This is a genomic window from Microbacterium sp. 67-17 (assembly GCF_001898325.1).
In the GTDB taxonomy this organism is placed as follows: domain Bacteria; phylum Actinomycetota; class Actinomycetes; order Actinomycetales; family Microbacteriaceae; genus Microbacterium; species Microbacterium schleiferi.
The window spans coordinates 238,875-258,036 of the sequence record NZ_MKTR01000014.1 but is presented as its reverse complement, the minus strand read 5'-3'; the positions used below and the strand labels follow the sequence as shown (position 1 = coordinate 258,036).

The window sequence follows — 19,162 nt, the reverse complement described above, 5'->3', positions numbered from 1 at the left end:
GCGGCCCCCGCCTCACGCGGGACGAGGCTCACCAGGGTTCAGTGCTGCGCGGAGCGACATCCTGCACGGCGCGCATCGTGGTCGGGAAACAGGTGTCGAAAAGCTCATGGATGCCGTCATCCGCGTCGACCTCGTCGATGAGGCGCAACCCGATCATCGTGTTGATCAGCATCCCTTCGGCGAGGAACGCCTGGGCGGTGTCGGCGTCGAATCCGACGTCGTCCCGCAGGAACCGCCACACCCTGACGAAACCCTCGCGGGCTGCGGGCCCGATCACCGGATGGCCGCCGAGAAGGAAGGCGTGCGAGAGCGTCTGGTGAAGCCCCCGCACCTGGAGCAGCTCGAGGTACGCCGCACCCATGCGGTCCTGGACGGATCTCTCATCATCGGCCGAGGTCAGTTCGGCACGGAATCCGTCGAGCAACTGGTCGACCGCGTCATGCAACACGGCCAGGAACAGCGATTCCTTCGTGCCGAACAACCTGACCACGTAGGGCTGACTGACGCCAGCGGCGCGAGCTACCTCGTCCGTCGTCGCTCCCTCGTACCCGCGCGCACCGAAGACGGCGTGAGCCGCCAGCAGGATTTCGGCACGGCGCTCGTCAGAACTCATGCGTCGTTGCGTGCCGTTATGAGCCATGCTTGACATGTTATCAGTCGATTACTACAGTCCATGTAATCATTCGATTACTTCAGTGGAGGCATCCCGTGAGCACCACGCTCGACCCGGCTCCCGTGCAGCCCTCGCAACGCACCGCGCCGCGGCAGCGCGCTTTCGGCCTGGTGGTGGCGGCAGCGTCCGTACCGATGTTCATGGCAACCCTCGACAACCTCGTGATGACCAACGCGCTCCCGGTGCTCCACCGCGACCTCGGCGCGAGTGTCGAGGAACTGCAGTGGTTCGTGAACGCCTACACGCTGGCCTTCGCCGGTGCGATCCTGTTGGCATCCGCCCTGGGCGACCGCTTCGGGCGTCGCACGGTCTTCGCGATCGGAATCGCCGTCTTCGGTATCGGTTCGGTACTCGCCGCTGTCAGCACCGATCCCTCGCAGCTGATCGTCGCCCGCGCCGTTCAGGGACTCGGCGGAGCCGGCATATTCCCGCTGTCGCTCGCGCTGCTCTCGGGCGGTGTCGCCCCCGAGCGCCGTCCGCTCGCGATCGGGATCTGGGGTGGGGTCTCGGGTCTCGGGGTCGCCGTCGGCCCGCTCGTGGGCGGCGCGATCATGGAGGGCTGGAACTGGCAGGCGATCTTCTGGCTGAACGTTCCGATCGCGATCCTCGCCATCCCCTTCGCCCTGTGGGCCCTGCGTAACGACCGCGGAGCGCGTGTGCGTCTCGACCTCATCGGCGCGGTCATGATCGCCCCGAGCGTTGTCCTGCTGGTCCACGCGATCGTTCGCGGAAACGACGACGGCTGGGGATCATTCGGGGTCATCGCGGAGCTCGTGGCAGGCTTGGCGCTCCTGGCGGGATTCGTCGCGTGGCAGGCCCGCGCGTCAGCGCCCCTCATGCCCTTGCGCCTGTTCCGCGACCGCAGTTTCACGGTCACCAACATCGCCGGCTTCGGTTTCAGCTTCGGCACGTTCGGCGCGATCTTCCTGCTCATCCAGTACATGCAGGTTGTGCAGGGCGCCTCACCGTGGGAGGCGGCAGTGCGCACCACGCCGTGGACGCTGGCGCCGATGGTGATCGCGCCGCTCGCGGGTCTGCTCGCCCCCCGCGTCGGCACCCGCCTCCTGATGGTCGTTGGGCTCGTGATGCAGGCGACGGCGCTGATCTGGCTCGCCGCGATCCTGGGTCTTGACACTCCGTACGCGGCGATGGTCGCGCCTTTTGTCATCGCCGGTGTCGGGATGGGGCTCGTCTTCGCACCGTCGGCGACAGCACTCTTGGCGACTCTGGGGATCGTGGATCACGCGAAAGCATCCGGCGTCAACTCGACGGTGCGCGAGATCGGACTGGCCCTCGGCACTGCCGTGCTCACGGCGATCTTCCTCGGCGCCGGCGGGGAGCTGGTTCCCGACCTGTACGTCGAGGCGGCGCGGCCCGCGGTGTTCGTCGGAGGCATCGTGCTGGTGATCAGCGCGATTGTCGCCCTGTGGCTGCCGTCGGGTCGTTCCGCAGCCTCACACGCGAGGGGTCGCAACACGCCGTAACGGCGCGGAGCGCTGCGGCGTGTTTCGACCCCTCGCGTGGGGGTTCAGCGCGCAGTGGCGCCTGCTGCCGCAGGCACGAGCACCCGCTCGGGGCAGGTGTAGATCGCGAGGCTCGCACCGCGGCTGAAGCCGACGAGCGTCATCCCGGATGCCGCAGCCAGATCCACCGCGAGAGACGAGGGCGCGCTGACGGCGGCGAGCACCGGGATGCCGGCGAGCCGCGCCTTCTGGACCAGTTCGAACGAGGCGCGCCCCGATACCTGCAGCACTGTTCCTGAGAGCGGCAGACGGTCTTCGCGCACGGCCCACCCGACGATCTTGTCGACGGCGTTGTGGCGTCCGACGTCCTCGCGCAGGCACAGCAACTCCCCCTGGGCGGTGAACAGGCCCGCGGCGTGCACACCGCCGGTCCGGTCGAACAGGGCCTGGCTCTCGCGAAGCACGTCGGGCAGACGCGCGAGGATGCCGGCATCGATCCGGATGCCGTCGTCTGCGACCTCGAAGCGCGACTGCTTGCTGACAGCCTCGATCGAGGTGGTACCGCAGATTCCACAGGCCGAGGTCGTCGTGGAGTGGCGAGCGTGGGCATCCGTCGGGGGCACCGCGCCACGCCCCAGCACGGCGTCAATGACGTTGTAGGTGTTCTCTTCCCGGCGACCGAACTCGTCGAATCCGGCGCAGTAGCGCAGTGAGGCTAGTTCATCCCTGGCCGCGATCACGCCTTCCGAAACGAGGAAGCCGGCCACGAGGTCGAAGTCATCGCCGGGAGTGCGCATCGTCACCGACCACGAGGTGCCGTCGATCCGGATTTCCAGCGGCTCTTCGCGGGCCACGATATCCTCCCGCGTCGACGTCGTTGCACCATCCGCGCCCTCGTTCCACCGCACGCGGGTCACGCGATGCCGCGTCATCCCTGTTGCCATCTCGGACCCCTTCGTTCAGTTCCCATTGTGCCCCGCACCCGCGCGACGGGGCCGGATGCCGAGGATCGGCGTTAGTCTCGGGAGAACAGGTCGACGTCGACCGGCGGCGTGGAGAGGTCACCCGCTCCCGCCGGAGAGTCCACCCGGAGAATCCACCATGGCAAAGTCCGCCCCCACTGCAGATATCGACGAGTCGAAGCTCCGTGTCTCGGCGCCAGCGACCGAAGCCGTCGGCGTGCCCGCCGTCATGCACGCCCTCGAGATGTCGATCGAGCAGATGGGTCTGGTGCGCAGCGCCCGGACGCTGCTGCGTGTGAACCAGAAGGACGGGTTCGACTGCCCGGGCTGCGCGTGGCCCGAGGAAGACAAGCGCCACATCGCCGAATTCTGCGAGAACGGCGCCAAGGCCGTTGCCGAAGAAGCGACGGTGCGCCGCGTGACTGCCGATTTCTTCGCGCGGCATTCGGTCGCCGACCTTCTGGAGCACGACGACTACTGGCTCGGGCAGCAGGGGCGCCTGGTCGAACCGATGATTCTCGACGAGGGCGCCACGCACTACCGTCCGGCCAGCTGGGATGAGGCCCTCGACCTGATCGCCGACGAGTTGCGCGGGCTCGACAGCCCCGATGAGGCGATCTTCTACACCTCCGGCCGCACCTCGAACGAGGCTGCTTTCCTCTACCAGCTGCTGGTGCGGGGCCTTGGCACCAACAACCTCCCCGACTGCTCGAACATGTGCCACGAGTCCAGCGGGGTCGCGCTGTCGCAGACGCTGGGTATCGGCAAGGGCACGGTATCGATCGAAGACATCCACAACGCCAGCCTCATCATCGTTGCGGGGCAGAACCCCGGCACAAACCACCCCCGCATGCTGAGCGCCCTCGAGAAGGCGAAGATGAAGGGCGCGACGATCGTCGCGGTGAACCCTCTGCCCGAAGCCGGGCTCATGCGGTTCAAGAATCCGCAGATCCCGCGCGGTGTCATCGGGGATGGCACCCCGATCGCCGATGAGTTCGTGCAGATCCGGATGGGCGGTGACCAGGCCCTGTTTCAGGCGCTCGCCAAGCATGTGTTCGAGCAGCACGAGCGTCGCGTGGAGTCTGGCGAGCCGGGCATCCTGGATGCCGACTTCCTGACCCAGCACACGAGCGACTTCTCCGCCTACGCCGACCTCATTCAGGCGGCATCCTGGAGCGAGTTCGAAACGGCGACGGGCCTGAGCGAGGCACGGATGCGGGAGATCGGCGATCTGGTGATCGCATCGCCCGCGACGATCGTGTGCTGGGCGATGGGACTCACGCAGCACAAGCACTCGGTCGCGACGCTGCGCGATGTCGTCAACCTGCTACTTCTGCAAGGGAACGTCGGTCGGCCCGGCGCCGGGGTCTGCCCGGTGCGCGGTCACTCGAACGTGCAGGGCGATCGCACGATGGGCATCTACGAGAAGATGCCCGAACCGTTCCTCGAGGCCCTCGACGCGGAGTTCTCGTTCGCGGCCCCCCGCAAGCACGGCTACGACACCGTTGAAGCGATCCGTGCCATGCGCGACGGCAAAGCGCGCTTTTTCATGGGGATGGGCGGCAACTTCGTCTCAGCCACCCCCGACACCGCCGTGACGGAAGCCGCCATGCGAAACCTCCGACTCACCGTCGAGGTCTCGACCAAGCTCAACCGCTCGCACCTCGTGACCGGCACGCGCGCCGTCATCCTCCCGACTCTCGGCCGCACCGATCGCGACCACCGCGGCGGGATCGACCAGCGCGTCACCGTCGAGGACTCCATGGGCGCTGTCCACGCATCGCGAGGGCGTCTGAAGCCCCCCGCCGACGACATGCTGTCGGAAGTGGCGATCGTCGCTCGGATCGCCGAGCGCTTGTTCGCAGGGCCCAACGCCCTACCGAATGCTCCCCGGGCCGACTGGAAAGCCATCGAGGCCGACTACGCGACGGTGCGCGCGCACATCCAGGCCGTCATTCCGGGTTTCGATGACTACGAGGCGCGCATCGCGAAGGGGCGCACCTTCTTCCTCCCCAACGGCCCCCGCGACGAGCGCCGCTTCACGACAGTCACCGGCAAGGCGCTCTTCACAGCCAACGAGCTCGAGTACCCGACGATCCCCGAGGGACACCTGCTGCTGCAGACCCTGCGCAGCCACGACCAGTACAACACCACGATCTACGGCAAGGACGACCGGTACCGCGGCATCCGTGACGGGCGCCGCGTCGTGCTCGTCAACGGAACGGATGCCGAAGCCGCGGGCGTCGCCGACGGCGAGATCATCGATCTCGTTTCGGTGTGGACCGACGGAACCGAGCGGCGTGCCGAGGAGTTCCGAGTGGTGCACTACGACACCCCCGTCGGCAACGCCGCGGCCTATTACCCCGAGACGAACGTCCTCGTTCCGCTGGATTCGACGGCCGACGGATCGGGCACGCCGACCTCCAAGTCCGTCATCATCCGTCTCGAGCGTCGGGGTTCGGTCGCAGGGACAGACACGGTGGCGGGGCGGCCGAGCTCGTGACAGCCGCCACGGATGCTGCAGCTGCGCCCCCGGGCCGGGCGGAGGTTCGCGCTGCCGTCGTGACGGCATCCGATCGGGCAGCATCCGGGGAGCGTCCGGATGCGACAGGGCCGAGACTCGTGCAGCGGCTTGTCGAAGCGGGGTATGCGTGCGAGGCCGCGTCCGTTGTGACGGACGGTGAGGAATCGGTTGCCGCCGGCATCCGTCGGGCACTGGATGCCGGCGCCCGCGTGATCATCACGACCGGGGGCACGGGGGTAGGGCCGCGCGATCGCACTCCCGAGGCAACTCACACAGTCATCGACCGGGAGATTCCTGGCCTTGCCGAACTGCTGCGACGCGAGGGGGCGGCATCCACACCGATGGCTGCGCTCTCGCGCGGCATCGTCGGCGTCGTCGACGGGCCCGGTTCGGTGATCGCGAATCTACCCGGCTCGACGCGCGGTGCCACTGAGGGCCTCGAGACGCTACTGCCGCTGCTGCCGCACGTGCTCGATCAGCTCACGGGCGGTGATCACTGATGACACAGGATGCCGTGCGGGTCGCACGGATCAGCGACGTGCCCCTCGACCTCGCGGCGCACCTCGCCGCGGTGTCGGACCCGACCGTCGGCGGGATCGCGACCTTTATCGGCACGGTCCGCGACCACGATCCGGGCGCGCACGGTGAGGTGACGCTTCTCGAGTATTCGTCGCACCCGGACGCCGAGCGGATCCTGGGCGAGATCGCGGCGTCTTGTCTCGCTGAGACTGACGCCGAGTGCGCCATCGCCGTGACGCACCGCATCGGAAAGCTCGCTGTCGGCGACCTCGCCGTGGTCGTCGCAGTCTCGAGCGCCCACCGCGCTCCCGCGTTCGAGGTGTGCCGGGCGCTGATCGAGCGCATCAAGACCGACTTACCGATCTGGAAGCGTCAGCACGAACACGACGGCACCGCAAGCTGGGTGGGACTCGACGCATGAGCGCGGTCCCCCTGCCCCTGCCGACGACGCTCGCCCGGCCCGGCGGCGTCGATGCGGCGCCCAGCGAGCGTGCGGCACCCGGCTCGCGCGGGCAGTTGGTCGACAGGTTCGGCCGGGTCCATCGGGACCTGCGGATCTCGCTGACCGATCGCTGTTCGCTGCGCTGCACCTATTGCATGCCCGAGCAGGGTGTGGAGTGGCTCGCCAAGAGCAGCATCCTGACGACTGACGAGATCGTGCGGGTTGCGGGCGTTCTCGCAAGCCTCGGCATCGTCGAGGTTCGGTTGACCGGCGGTGAGCCGTTGCTGCGCCGCGACATCGTGGATGTCGTGCGTCGCGTGGCCGCGATCGAGGGGGTCGCGGGCCCGCTCGAGGTGTCGATGACGACCAACGGACTCAAGCTCCCCGAGCTTGCCGAGCCGCTGCGAGAGGCGGGTCTTGCGCGGGTGAATGTCTCGATCGACACGCTGCGGCGGGGCCGCTTCGCGGAGTTGACGCGCCGCGATCGCCTGGATGACGTTCTGCGCGGCATCCGCGCGGCCCGCCGCGCCGGGTTCTCACCGCTCAAGCTCAACGCGGTGCCGATGCGCGGCGTCAACGACGACGAGATCGTCGACCTGGTGCAGTTCGCGGTCGACAACGGCGCGCAGATGCGGTTCATCGAGCAGATGCCGCTGGATCCCGGGCACACCTGGTCGCGCACCGAGATGGTCGATGCCGGCGAGATTCTCGACAAGCTCACGCAGCGCTTCACGCTCACACCGATCGGCGAGCGCGGTTCATCGCCGTCGCAGGACTACCTCGTGGATGGCGGGCCGACCACTGTCGGGCTCATCGCGTCGGTGTCAGCTCCGTTCTGCGGCGCGTGCGACCGCGTGCGGCTGACTGCTGACGGGCAGATTCGCAACTGCCTGTTCGCCCGCGAGGAGTCCGATCTGCTGCCGCTACTGCGCGGGGGCGAGGGCGTCGGGCCGGCTGACGACGACGCGATAGCCGAGCTGCTACGCCGGTCGATCGCGGGCAAGCGCGCCGGTCACGGAATCGACGACCCCGGATTCCTCCAGCCCCAGCGCCCCATGAGCGCGATCGGCGGCTGACCCCCGGCATCCACGCCCCCGCGACGTGCCCGAGCGAAGTCCGCAGAATCGCGCGTACGTCGCACCGCCACTGCGTCATCCTGCGAACTTCGCGCGAATCTGCGAAGTTCGGACGCGCTCAGCCGCCGGCGAAGGGCGGCAGGATGTCGACGACATCGGATGCCGACAGCGGCATATCGGCATCCGTGCGCTCTCCGTTGACGAGCACCGCGCACCGCGGCAGCACGAATCCGAGGCGTTCGTGGTCACGCACGATCGCAGCGCGCAGGGCGTCGAGCGTCACCTCGCCGCGGATCTCTTCCTCGGCACCGGCCGCGTCAGCTGCGCCGGCGAAGTAGCGAACCGTCGCCATCAGACTCCGCTCCCGTCGCTGCGAGGAGCACGACCCTCGGCCCACGCGCCGGCGAGCGCAACGACTTCGGCGAGGGCAGCCGCCGTGTCGTGGGGACTGCCGCCCGCACGGCCGGCAACGAGCCCTGCGACGAAAGCGCTTAACGGCGCAGCGGGGCGCGCGACGTCATGCGCGACATCGCGCGCGAGGTCGAGAACGAGTGCAATCGGAACCTGCTCGGCATCCAGACCGAAGCGGTCGCGCAGGATCGAGGACCACTCATCGAGCGCCTCGGGCGGAAGGGTGCGGTCGTTCATGCGGGCTCCTGACTCTCGAGACCGGGCACGGGACAGATCCTGCCACGTGTCGACATCGGTCGTCACCCCGGTGGCATCCGGCAGATCTCGGCAGTGCAGGTCGGCGAACAGATCACTCATCCGCGCCCCCACCGGATTCGTCAGTCTGGCAGTGGCCTCGGCGAGCACCTGCGTCCGAATCCGGGCACAAAGCCACTGGCGGCGACCGGCACCGTCCACGAGCACGATCCCGTCCACGCCTGCGGAGTCGCCCCGACCCGCCGCGACGAGGGCCGCCACGGTGCGATCGCCTGCGGCGAGGTCGCCGGCCAACAGCAGCACCTCGTCGGCATCCACGCGGCCGATCACTGCGGTGATCGCGGCGACCGGCCCGCCTCCTGCCGGTTCCTCGCGCATCACCACGACGCGCGATGCGGCCGGCTGTCCCGAACGCAGGATGAACGGCGCACCCGTACCCGTCGGCGCGGCTCCGTAGGGCATTGATCCTGCATTCGGCCCGGCCTCGGCAGGGTAGCGACCCGTCGCCGGGTGCGTGGGCGGCGTGCCGACGACGATGACTGTCCCATCACACGCGTCGAGCGCGGCATCCGTCGTACGTCGCAGCATCGACCGACCAGCGACCTCCAGGGTGGTCTTGTCGATACCGCCCATCCGCGATGCCCGGCCTCCCGACAGGATGATCGCACCGATCCGGGCTCGCGGACGGGGGGCGGACACACCCGGACCTGAAACCGGGTCGTCAGGCATCACTCCGCACGCGTCCACGATCCCGAGCGGCCGCCCTCTTTGGCGGTGATGCAGGCATCCGTGATGGTGACGGTGCGGTCGATACCCTTGACCATGTCGACCACCGAGAGCGCAGCGACGGTCACGGCGGTCAGCGCCTCCATCTCGACCCCGGTGCGGTCGGCGGTGCGCACCGTCGCGGTGATGCTCATTCCGGCATCCTCGATCTGCAGGTCCACGACGACGCCGTGCACCCCGATGACGTGCGCGAGCGGCAGCAGTTCGGGGGTGCGCTTGGCGGCCTGGATGCCGGCGATCCGCGCGACCGCGAGCACATCACCCTTCGGCACACTGCCCTCACGCAGCGCCGCGACGGTGTCGGGAGCCATCGAGACAAAGGCGCGCGCGGAGGCCGCACGCACCGTCGGCTGCTTGCCGGTGACATCCACCATGCGGGCGTGACCGGACTCGTCGAGGTGCGTGAAACTCATGTCACCAGCATGACATCGACGAGATCGCCCGCGGCCACCGCCTCGACGGATGCCGGAACCACTGCCCACGCCTCGGCGAGCGCGAGCGCACCGGCGCGGTGGGAACCGGATCCGCCCGCTGTCGCCGGACGCACCGTCCATACCGCGGGATCCGACCGATCGATTGCGACGGGCATGAACTGCTCGCGACCGGGCGGCGTGCGCCATCCGGTCGAGACTCGCAGGCGCACGATCGGGCGCAGCACGTCATGTCTGCCCTGCATCCGCAGCAGCGCCGGGCGCACAAATGCCTCGAACGACACGGCGACGCTCACGGGGTTCCCGGGCAGGCAGAAGACCGGGATGCCGCCGACGGCGCCGTGCCCCTGCGGCTTGCCGGGCTGCATAGCGACCGTCAGGAACTGCACACCTGTCGGTTCGAGCACCTCGCGCACCACCTCGTAGGCGCCGACGCTTGCGCCGCCGGTCAGCACGATCGCGTCCGGGGAGTCGGCTTCGACGCGGGCGAGTACCCGCCGCAACACCGCCGGGTCATCGCCGACGCGGATGAGCTCGGTGACGACACCGTCAGCTGCTCGCACGAGTCCGTCGAGCAGCAGCCCGTTCGACTCGGGGATCTGCCCCGGCCCGACGGGCTCACCAGGCGCGACCAGCTCGTCGCCGCTGGCGATCACCACAACGCGCGGGGCCGGGCGAACGAGCACGGATGCCGCACCGGCCGCTGCCGCCGCCGATCGCTGCAGCGCACCCAGTCGCTCGCCTGCCGCGACCACGGCATCCCCGACCGAGACGTCATCTCCCCGGCCGCGAATGTGCGCGCCGGGGGTCGGCGCGGCGTCGAGGTGAATGACCGATCCCGGCGCGACGTCACGGAACGGCTCCGCGGTCTGCTCGTGCGGCACGATGGCGTCGGCTCCCGCCGGAAGCGGAGCGCCTGTCATGATCCGGGCTGCTTCCCCGGGCCCGATGCTGGCGCCGGGGGCAACGCCTGCCGGGATGTCGGCGACGACGGTTCGCGGGACGGCTCCGTCGCCGGTCCGGACGGCGTAGCCATCCATCGCGGAATTGTCGAAGGCGGGGATCTCGAGGGTCGCAACGACAGGTTCCGCGGTCGTGCGACCCCAGGCATCCGTGATGGAGACCCGCACCGGCGTCAAGGGCGTGGTCGCCGCGAGGATCGCGTCGCGATGCTCGGCGACAGTGCGCGTGAAGCTCATGCGTGTGACGGCGCAGGAACGGCGGATGCCGAGCGGACCGGGAGTTCTCGCATCGTTCCGGCGAGGGCGTCGATGACGGCGATCCGCCCGAGCAGCGGGCGCCCCTCACCGACGATGAGCTTGATCGCCTCGGATGCCATGAGCGACCCGGTCTGCATGCAGACAGAGGCCAGCACGCCGACCTGCTCGCACGTGACGACCTGGCCGGTCGATCCGACGGGGAACAGGTCGCTCAGGCGCACCGGATCCACGCCGGCGGGTGGCGCCGACCAGAAGACGGTCACCTGCGACCAGAACTCCAGCACGCTCCCCCACACGACCGGCAGTCCGAGCTCTGCGGCCCCGGCATCCACGATGTCGCGGGTCTCAAAGGTGTCAGACCCGTCGAGCACGAGGTCGTAGCCAGACAGGATCTCGAGCGCGTTCGCCGCGGTCAGGCGCACCGGATGCTCGATCACCCGCACGCCGGGTGCGAGGCCGCGCGCACGAGCCGCGGCGCTCTCGGTCTTCGGCTCGCCGACTGTGTCAACGGAGTGAATGATCTGCCGGTGCAGGTTGGTCAGGTCCACGACGTCGTCGTCGATGATGCCGATCGTTCCGACGCCGGCGGCGGCGAGGGCCAGGATGACGGAGGACCCGAGCCCACCGGCTCCCACGACCGCGACGCGAGCTGCAGCGAGGCGGCGCTGACCCAGGTCACCGATAGCGAAGAGTTTTCGGTGGCGCGCGGTGCGGTCGCGTTCGGCATCCGTCAGCGCATCGACGGGCGCGACGAGAGGGGGAAGTGACATGTCCCTACGCTAGCCCCGCGCCAGCACGCCTGGGCCTCGCGGGGCAGCCGGCGCCGACTCCGCAGATTCGCACCAACTCCGCATCCGTGGGGCACAATCCTGCGAACCTCGCGCGATTCTGCGGGCTCGGGGCACACCGGCAGAGGCCAGCTCCCGGATTCCGCGAGCTGCCCTACGCGACCGAGTAGCGCCCCGACGCGATGGCGCGAGCCCGAGCCTTGGCCGCCTCTTCTTCCCGGTTCTTCGGCGGCGTTACGGCGACGAGGTCGTCGAGCAGGTGCTGGGTAGCGTGGGCGATCTCGTGGACCGCCCGGTCGAAGGCATCCTGGTTTGCCTTGGACGGCTTGGTCGTCCCGGCGATCTTGCGCACGTACTGCAAAGCCGCCGCGTGCACCTCATCCGAGGTCGCAGCCGGCTCGAAGTTGTGAAGGGTGTGGATGTTCCGGCACATGCCCCGACCATACGCCCGCCCCGCGCGGCTCGACCACCCCTCCCCCGGGCCGTGCCCGGCACCACGAAGTCCGCAGAATCACGCGAAGTTCGCACGATTGCCGCGGCATCCTGCGAACCTGGCGCGATTCTGCGGACCTGGATGATGCACGGGCGCGGCGCGGGCGGGCTCAGGATGCGAGGTGCAGACGTGCCGCGAGGGCGCGACGGATGCTGCGCTCGACTGCCGGCCAGTCGTGAACGATCTGCGCGTAGCTCAAGCGCATGACGGTGTATCCGCGAAGCGCGAGCTCGGCGTCGTGCGCGATGTCCTTCGTGCGCTGCGCGCTTGAGGAATGATGCGCGAACCCGTCGATCTGCAGCACGAGCCGCTCGCCGATCAGGAGGTCGACGAACCGTCCGGCGATCCTCGCCTGTTGCACCACCGGAATGCCCCAGCGGCGCAGCGGCAGGACGACGAGGGTCTCCAGCCCCGAATCGGAGAGCCCGATAACCTCCCCGGCCAGCTCTCGCGCGGCCCGGGAGGTCCAGGGGATGCACCTGAGCGCCTCGGGCGCAAGACCTTCCACACGAACCGCGGACTCCCACACGGCGAGAGCCGCGTCATGGGGAACGCATCCAGCGACGTGAGCCAGAGCGTCCTCAACCGTCGCCGTGAGGTCGCGGCCAGGCGGCGAGAGAGGAATCGTCCAGTGGAGCCGTCCTGGCCATCCGTCCGGAAGGCGCGCAGAACCGGAGCCGGGGACCATATGCAGATGGGGATGCGGGTCCAGGTCTGGCGGCATCCACCACCCCCTTCTGCGCGCGAGGGACAGACACGAAATCCGCCCGCCCGCGGTGGCCGCGGTGACGAGATCGGGCGCGGCATCCGGAAGGGTCACCCATGCGCGACGGATGACGCGTGCCCTCCCGTCCCGCACGAACCCGCGCAATGCCGCGACCCCGTACCCGGCACGCAAGATGTCGCTCCGGTGCGCAATTCCGCGCCGTTCCCGCAACCACTCTTCGAGCTCTGACGTCACACCGCGAGTCTGTGTCGTCAGCGAGCGCAACGACCGCGGACGGCATCCTTCTACACGCTCCTGACGGCGCGGCTGCGCTGGGGAGGAGCCGCCAACGTCGCAGAATCGCGCCAACCCCACAGGCTTCAGGCCAGAAAGTGCGGGGCCCGCGCGAATCTGCGAACCTCGCGGACCCGAGACGGGTGCGGCGAGCCAGACGGATGCCGCGGGTCAGCGCTTGTAGTTCGGGGCTTCGACCACGATCTGCACGTCGTGCGGGTGCGATTCCTTGAGGCCGGCAGACGTGATGCGGACGAACTTGCCCTTGGCTTTGAGCTCTTCGACGGTGCGGGCGCCGACGTAGAACATGGACTGCCGGAGGCCACCCACGAGCTGGTAGGCGACTGCAGCGAGCGGGCCGCGGTAAGCGACCTGCCCCTCGATCCCCTCGGGGATGAGCTTGTCGTCGGTGGGGACGTCGGCCTGGAAGTACCGGTCCTTCGAGTAGGAGGTCTTCTTGCCGCGCGTCTGGAGAGCCCCGAGCGATCCCATGCCTCGGTACTGCTTGAACTGCTTGCCGCCCTGGAAGACGATCTCACCCGGAGCCTCGTCGGTGCCGGCGAACAGCGAACCGATCATGACCGAGTCTGCGCCAGCAACCAGCGCCTTCGCGATATCGCCCGAGTACTGCAGGCCACCGTCGGCGATGACCGGAACACCAGCCTCGCGCGCAGCCTGGAACGCCTCGTAGATCGCCGTGACCTGCGGAACGCCGACACCGGCGACAATGCGCGTCGTGCAGATCGAGCCCGGGCCCACGCCGACCTTAACGGCATCCACACCGGCGTCGATCAGCGCCTGCGCACCCTCGCGGGTAGCGACATTGCCGCCGATGATGTCGATGCCCGCGAACGACGGGTCGGCCTTCAGCCGCCGCACGATGTCGATGACTCCCGCCGACTGACCGTTGGCGGTGTCGACGACGAGCACGTCGACTCCGGCATCCCGCAGCGCCTCAGCACGCTCCCACGCATCGCCGAAGAATCCGATGGCAGCTCCCACGCGCAGTCGCCCGTGCTCGTCCTTGGTGGCAAGCGGGTACTTCTCGCTCTTGTCGAAGTCCTTGATGGTGATCAGGCCCGCGAGCTTGCCGTTGTCGTCGATGAGCGGCAGCTTCTCGACGCGGTGCTTGGCGAAGGTCGCGATGACATCGTTCGCGCCGATCCCGACGGGAGCGGTGATGAGACCTTCGCTGGTCATGACGTCTTTGACGAGGGTGGTCTTGCGCTCGAAGCCCGACACGAAGCGCATGTCGCGGTTGGTGACGATGCCCACGAGCGTTCCCTCATCGTCGACGACCGGAAGGCCCGAGATGCGGTAGGTCGCGCACATCGCGTCGACGTCTTCGATCGTGGCGTCGGGAGTCGTGGTCACGGGGTCGGAGATCATGCCCGACTCGCTGCGCTTGACGCGGTCGACCTGAGCCGCCTGCTCTTCGATTGAGAGGTTTCGGTGCAGGATGCCGAGGCCCCCCTCACGGGCGACGGCGATCGCCATCCGCGCCTCGGTCACGGTGTCCATCGCGCTGGAGATGAGCGGGATCGCGACGGTGATGCGGCGCGTCACCCGGGACGACGTGTCGGCCTCGCTCGGGATAACATCGGTGTGACCCGGCAGCAGAAGCACGTCGTCATAGGTGAGTCCGACGAATCCGAACGGGTCGTGAGTGTCCATGCTTCTCCTGCGGTCGCGAGCCTTATAGAGAATTCTACGTTCGCGGGCTCGCCAACATTCCCGAGTCGTCCTCGCGGCCAGCCCCGCAACGGAATGGGATCGTTCTCACCCGAATATGCCCCGGAAACACCGCCGACACATTACGCTCGTACGGTCGTCTATCACGGTCGAAGCGACTTCCTCGGCCGTTGCCGTCCGGGAGGTCTGAGTGACACATCCGAATGCCCGAGCCAGGACGACGCGCAATCGCGCGGGTGCGCTTCTGGCGTTGGCACTGACCCTCATGGGCCTTCTCGCCCTGCCGACCGCGGCGCACGCGGCCGAGGACGATCCCTACCGTATCAGCGGCAACGTGCAGCTCGAGGGCGAGCCGCTCGAGGGCGTCGAGCTCACGGTGGACGGTCCCGGCGGCGAACAGACAGTCGAGACAGACGCCAGCGGGCAGTGGTCGGTCGGGGTGCCCGAACGCAATGCTGATTACACAGTCACCCTCAACGAAGAGACGCTCCCCGAGGGCATCGCTGTCATCGACGAGACCGGCGAAGACACCTCGCCCAATGTCCGTGAGGTCACCGTCGGGCCGGGTGGCCGCGTCACGACGAACTTCTTCATCGGTGAAGGCGAACGCAACACGACGAGCTTCATCGATCAGTTGCTAGAGCGGCTGGTCAATGGCGTCAACTTCGGGTTGATGCTGGCGCTGGCGGCCATCGGCCTGTCGCTGGTCTACGGCACGACCGGGATCTCGAACTTCGCCCACGGCGAGATGGTCACCTTCGGTGCCCTCATAGCGCTGCTGTTCGCCGTGGGATTGAGTCTGCCGCTGCTCGTGGCAGTCCCGCTGGCGGTGATCGTGTCAGGAGCATTCGGATACGCGATGGATGCCGGGCTCTGGCGCCCCCTGCGCCGAAAGGGCCTCGGTGTCGTCCAGCTGATGATCGTGTCGATCGGGCTCTCGCTGGCCCTCCGCTACATCTTCCAGATGTTCGTCGGCGGCGGCACCCTGCAACTGCCCAATCCGCTCTCCGGCGTCATCCCGCTGCCGGGGTCGATCGTGCTGACCTGGATGGACCTGCTCAGCATGGTCATCTCGGTCGTCGTGATCATCGTCTTCGCTCTGTGGCTCACGCGCAGTCGGATCGGGCGCGCGACGCGGGCAGTGTCCGACAACCCATCGCTGGCGGCGGCATCCGGAATCGACGTGGACGCGATCGTACGGATCGTCTGGATCCTGGCGGCCTCCCTCGCGGGGCTCTCCGGCGTCCTGTGGGCCTACTTCCGCCCCGGCATCAAGTGGGACATGGGCTCGAGCATCCTGCTGCTGCTGTTTGCCGCGGTGGTCCTCGGCGGCCTCGGCACTGCCCTTGGCGCCCTGGTCGGATCCCTCATCGTCGGCATCCTCGTCGAGACCACGAGCCTGTTCGGGGTTCCCGACGATCTCAAGTATGTGGGCGCGCTGGTCGTCCTGATTCTGATCCTCCTCTTGCGACCACAGGGCATCCTGGGTCGAAAAGAGCGAGTGGGCTGAAGGGGGTACGACGATGGACTTCGGTCAGATTCTGAGCAACACGCTGAGCCAGATCCTCAGCCCCACCACCCTCGGCTTCGCGCTGGCGGCTATCGGCCTGTCGATCCACTTCGGCTTCGCGGGCCTGCTGAACATGGGTGTCGCCGGCTTCATGGCAGTCGGTGCTTACGGTTTCGCGATCTCGATCCTGACGTTCGGGCTGCCGTGGTGGGCGGCGGCGCTCGTCGGCTTCGTGCTCGCAGCGGTGTTCGCGCTGATTCTCGGCATCCCGACGCTGCGTCTTCGCGGCGACTACCTCGCGATCGTGACGATCGCCGCCGCAGAGGTCGTGCGGCTGCTGTTCCTCTCGACCGCCTACAAGGACGTGACCGGTTCTGCTGACGGCCTGTTCGGCTTCCAGGCCGAGTTCCGTGCGGCAAACCCGCTGCCGCAGGGGACCTATGGCTTCGGCCCGTGGACGTACACGAGCGATCAGTGGTGGGTCATCATCATCGGCCTGGCATTGACCGCGGTAGCCGTGCTGTTCACCTGGTCGCTGATGCGCAGCCCCTGGGGACGCGTCATCAAGGGCATCCGAGAAGACGAGGATGCCGTGCGGTCGCTCGGCAAGAACGTGTTCTCGTTCAAGATGCAGGCCCTCGTCATCGGTGGCGTCATCATCGCCGCCGGCGGCATCGTCACGGCGATGGGAACGAACGTCAACCCCAACGTCTACGTGACCTCGCAGACCTTCTTCATCTGGACGGCGCTGCTGCTGGGCGGGGCGGCGACGATCTTCGGCCCCGTGCTCGGCGCCGTGTTGTTCTGGGTCGTGCGAGCGTTCCTCTCCAACCTCCTTCCCGCGCTGGTGGATGCCGGGCTCTTGCCCTTCCTCTCGCGCGAGCAGGCACAGCAGTCGGTCTTCGTCCTGATCGGGGTCGCGCTCATGCTGCTGATCATCTTCCGCCCGCAGGGGATCCTCGGGAACAAGAAGGAGTTGAGCTTTGTCCGATGAGCCGCTCGCGCCGGTGGCGCGTCCCAAGACGACAGGCCTTCATGAGGGTGAGATCCGCCCGGGTGTCGCCAAGGTCGACCCGATCATCATCGCCGACGGCGTGAAGCGCACGTTCGGCGGCCTGACCGCCGTGAATGTCGAGCACCTCGAGATCCCGCGGAATGCGATCACCGCCCTGATCGGCCCGAACGGCGCCGGAAAGACGACGTTCTTCAACCTGCTCACCGGCTTCGACAAGCCCGATGAGGGGTCGTGGACCTTCGACGGCACAGCGCTCGCGGGAGTTCCCGCGTTCAAGGTGTCGCGGATGGGCGCGGTGCGCACGTTCCAGCTGACCAAGGCTCTGGGACTTCTGACAGTGCTCGAGAACATGAAGCTCGGTGCGACGGGGCAACGGGGCGAGAGCTTCTTCGCGTCCCTCTTCCCGTTCCTGTGGCGAAAGCAGGATGCCGAGATCGAAGAGCGCGCCCGCGTGCTGCTGAAGAAGTTCAAGCTCGACGCGAAGGAGTCCGATTTCGCGGCGAGCCTGTCGGGTGGCCAGCGCAAGCTCCTCGAGATGGCGCGAGCCCTCATGAGCTCGCCGCAGTTCGTGATGCTCGATGAGCCGATGGCTGGGGTGAACCCTGCGCTCACGCAGTCGCTGCTTGACCACATCCTGGACCTGAAGGACGAGGGCATGACGGTGCTGTTCGTCGAACACGACATGCACATGGTCCGTCACATCGCCGACTGGGTCGTCGTGATGGCCGAGGGCAAGATCGTCGCCGAGGGGCCGCCCGACACCGTCATGCAGAACCCCGCGGTGATCGATGCCTACCTCGGGTCGCACCAGGATGTCGACCTGGGCGTTGTCACGGGCCGTGTGCCCGGCGAACTCAATACCGCCGCCATCGAACTGCAGCAGGAGGTGCAGGAGTTCGACGAGGTGATCGAGAAGACCCTTCACCACGAGTCGGATGCCAGCCCCAGCAAGACACCTGAGTCGGGCGAGAGCACCGGGACGGAGAAGTCATGACCGACGCAGCAGCCACCGACGAGCGTCCCCCCGTCCGCGAGGGCACACCCGTCGTTCTGGTCGATGACGTTCACGCCGGGTACCTGCCCGGAGTCAACATCCTCAACGGAGCGACCCTGACCGCCTGGGACGGCGAGCTCATCGGCATCATCGGCCCCAACGGCGCCGGCAAGTCGACGCTGCTCAAGGCGATCTTCGGTCAGGTGAAGGTGCGCCAGGGTGACATCTCCCTGAACGGCGAGAAGATCACGGGCCTCAAGGCGAACAAGCTCGTTGCCAAGGGTGTCGGGTTCGTGCCGCAGACCAACAACGTCTTCCCGAGCCTCACGATCGCCGAGAACCTCCAGATGGGCCTGTTCCAGCGCCCCAAGCTCTACAACGAGCGACTGGAGTTCGTTACCGGTATCTTCTCGGAGCTCGGCAAGCGGCTGAACCAGCGAGCGGGCTCACTCTCGGGCGGTGAGCGTCAGATGGTCGCGATGAGTCGTGCCCTCATGATGGACCCTGCCGTCATCCTGCTCGACGAGCCCTCCGCCGGCCTCTCCCCCGCCCGGCAGGACGACGCCTTCCTGCGCGTCTCCGAGATCAACAAGGCCGGCGTGACGACGATCATGGTCGAGCAGAACGCCCGTCGGTGCCTCCAGATCTGTGACCGCGGCTACGTGCTCGACCAGGGCAAGGATGCCTACACCGGCACCGGCCGCGAGCTGCTGAACGACCCGAAGGTCATCGGCCTCTACCTCGGCACCCTCGGCGCCTAGCCCGGACTCGCCGCGCCGGCGCCCTGAGGGCCCCTGCCCCACGCGAGGGGTCGCAACACGCCGCACCGCTCCCTAGGGATACGGCGTGTTGCGACCCCTCGCGTGAGAGTTCACACACGGACCCGGGCTGGCGCGACATCCGTCGTC

Annotated in this window: 19 protein-coding genes; 9 read left to right on the top strand and 10 right to left on the bottom strand. The window is 68.0% G+C overall.

Going from position 1 to position 19,162, the window contains the following annotated elements; genetic code table 11:
* Positions 1-28 precede the first annotated feature (28 nt).
* Positions 29-613, bottom strand: coding sequence for a TetR/AcrR family transcriptional regulator (locus tag BGO47_RS06995; RefSeq protein ID WP_292709894.1), 585 nt, complete (start codon positions 611-613; stop codon positions 29-31).
* A gap of 95 nt (positions 614-708) precedes the next feature.
* On the opposite strand from BGO47_RS06995, the gene BGO47_RS06990 reads away from it, so the two are divergent.
* Positions 709-2,157: a DHA2 family efflux MFS transporter permease subunit gene (locus BGO47_RS06990; RefSeq protein WP_292709893.1), complete on the top strand. Its 1,449-nt coding sequence runs from the start codon at positions 709-711 to the stop codon at positions 2,155-2,157.
* A gap of 44 nt (positions 2,158-2,201) precedes the next feature.
* Here BGO47_RS06990 and fdhD read toward each other — a convergent pair whose 3' ends face one another.
* A complete protein-coding gene (gene fdhD / locus BGO47_RS06985) occupies positions 2,202-3,080 on the bottom strand; it encodes a formate dehydrogenase accessory sulfurtransferase FdhD (protein ID WP_292709892.1) in 879 nt (292 codons plus the stop codon).
* Positions 3,081-3,237: 157 nt separating this feature from the next.
* Between fdhD and BGO47_RS06980 the strand changes: the two genes are divergently transcribed.
* The 4 genes from BGO47_RS06980 to moaA are packed head-to-tail and all read left to right on the top strand — an operon-like array spanning position 3,238 to position 7,659.
* Complete coding sequence (locus tag BGO47_RS06980; protein ID WP_292709890.1) at positions 3,238-5,601, top strand: FdhF/YdeP family oxidoreductase; 2,364 nt, start codon at positions 3,238-3,240, stop codon at positions 5,599-5,601.
* Positions 5,598-6,122: a MogA/MoaB family molybdenum cofactor biosynthesis protein gene (locus BGO47_RS06975; protein ID WP_292709888.1), complete on the top strand. Its 525-nt coding sequence runs from the start codon at positions 5,598-5,600 to the stop codon at positions 6,120-6,122. Before BGO47_RS06980 ends, BGO47_RS06975 begins: the two co-directional genes overlap by 4 nt.
* Positions 6,122-6,562 (top strand): molybdenum cofactor biosynthesis protein MoaE, encoded by a 441-nt coding sequence (locus BGO47_RS06970; protein ID WP_292709886.1) that lies wholly within the window; start codon positions 6,122-6,124, stop codon positions 6,560-6,562. The genes BGO47_RS06975 and BGO47_RS06970 overlap by 1 nt, the downstream gene beginning before the upstream one ends.
* Positions 6,559-7,659: a GTP 3',8-cyclase MoaA gene (gene moaA / locus BGO47_RS06965; RefSeq protein WP_292709884.1), complete on the top strand. Its 1,101-nt coding sequence runs from the start codon at positions 6,559-6,561 to the stop codon at positions 7,657-7,659. The genes BGO47_RS06970 and moaA overlap by 4 nt, the downstream gene beginning before the upstream one ends.
* 118 nt (positions 7,660-7,777) lie before the next feature.
* On the opposite strand, the gene BGO47_RS06960 is transcribed toward moaA, so the two are convergent.
* From BGO47_RS06960 to guaB, 8 genes are all read right to left on the bottom strand, one after another.
* On the bottom strand, positions 7,778-8,011 hold the full coding sequence (locus tag BGO47_RS06960; RefSeq protein ID WP_292709882.1) for a MoaD/ThiS family protein: 234 nt from the start codon (positions 8,009-8,011) through the stop codon (positions 7,778-7,780).
* Complete coding sequence (locus BGO47_RS06955) at positions 8,011-9,024, bottom strand: DUF6457 domain-containing protein (RefSeq protein WP_292709880.1); 1,014 nt, start codon at positions 9,022-9,024, stop codon at positions 8,011-8,013. Before BGO47_RS06955 ends, BGO47_RS06960 begins: the two co-directional genes overlap by 1 nt.
* Positions 9,025-9,053: 29 nt before the next feature.
* A complete protein-coding gene (gene moaC / locus BGO47_RS06950) occupies positions 9,054-9,524 on the bottom strand; it encodes a cyclic pyranopterin monophosphate synthase MoaC (protein WP_292709878.1) in 471 nt (156 codons plus the stop codon).
* Positions 9,521-10,741 carry a gephyrin-like molybdotransferase Glp gene (gene glp, locus BGO47_RS06945; protein ID WP_292709876.1) on the bottom strand — a complete coding sequence of 407 codons (1,221 nt, stop codon included), beginning with the start codon at positions 10,739-10,741 and terminating at the stop codon, positions 9,521-9,523. Before glp ends, moaC begins: the two co-directional genes overlap by 4 nt.
* Positions 10,738-11,532 (bottom strand): ThiF family adenylyltransferase, encoded by a 795-nt coding sequence (locus tag BGO47_RS06940; protein ID WP_292709874.1) that lies wholly within the window; start codon positions 11,530-11,532, stop codon positions 10,738-10,740. The genes glp and BGO47_RS06940 overlap by 4 nt, the downstream gene beginning before the upstream one ends.
* 172 nt (positions 11,533-11,704) lie before the next feature.
* The gene (locus BGO47_RS06935; protein ID WP_195693077.1) at positions 11,705-11,983 is read right to left on the bottom strand and encodes a DUF2277 domain-containing protein; all 279 of its coding nucleotides are present in this window, start codon (positions 11,981-11,983) and stop codon (positions 11,705-11,707) included.
* Between the two features lie 169 nt (positions 11,984-12,152).
* On the bottom strand, positions 12,153-13,004 hold the full coding sequence (locus tag BGO47_RS06930) for a DUF559 domain-containing protein (RefSeq protein WP_292709870.1): 852 nt from the start codon (positions 13,002-13,004) through the stop codon (positions 12,153-12,155).
* A gap of 210 nt (positions 13,005-13,214) precedes the next feature.
* Positions 13,215-14,717: an IMP dehydrogenase gene (gene guaB / locus BGO47_RS06925; RefSeq protein WP_292709868.1), complete on the bottom strand. Its 1,503-nt coding sequence runs from the start codon at positions 14,715-14,717 to the stop codon at positions 13,215-13,217.
* Positions 14,718-15,000: 283 nt separating this feature from the next.
* On the opposite strand from guaB, the gene BGO47_RS06920 reads away from it, so the two are divergent.
* The 4 genes from BGO47_RS06920 to BGO47_RS06905 are packed head-to-tail and all read left to right on the top strand — an operon-like array spanning position 15,001 to position 19,015.
* A complete protein-coding gene (locus BGO47_RS06920; RefSeq protein WP_292709952.1) occupies positions 15,001-16,245 on the top strand; it encodes a branched-chain amino acid ABC transporter permease in 1,245 nt (414 codons plus the stop codon).
* Positions 16,246-16,258: 13 nt separating this feature from the next.
* Complete coding sequence (locus tag BGO47_RS06915) at positions 16,259-17,239, top strand: branched-chain amino acid ABC transporter permease (RefSeq protein WP_292709866.1); 981 nt, start codon at positions 16,259-16,261, stop codon at positions 17,237-17,239.
* Positions 17,229-18,254, top strand: coding sequence for an ABC transporter ATP-binding protein (locus tag BGO47_RS06910; protein ID WP_292709864.1), 1,026 nt, complete (start codon positions 17,229-17,231; stop codon positions 18,252-18,254). The genes BGO47_RS06915 and BGO47_RS06910 overlap by 11 nt, the downstream gene beginning before the upstream one ends.
* Positions 18,251-19,015, top strand: a complete 765-nt coding sequence (locus BGO47_RS06905; RefSeq protein ID WP_292709862.1) for an ABC transporter ATP-binding protein — start codon at positions 18,251-18,253, stop codon at positions 19,013-19,015. The genes BGO47_RS06910 and BGO47_RS06905 overlap by 4 nt, the downstream gene beginning before the upstream one ends.
* The last annotated feature ends 147 nt before the right edge of the window (positions 19,016-19,162 follow it).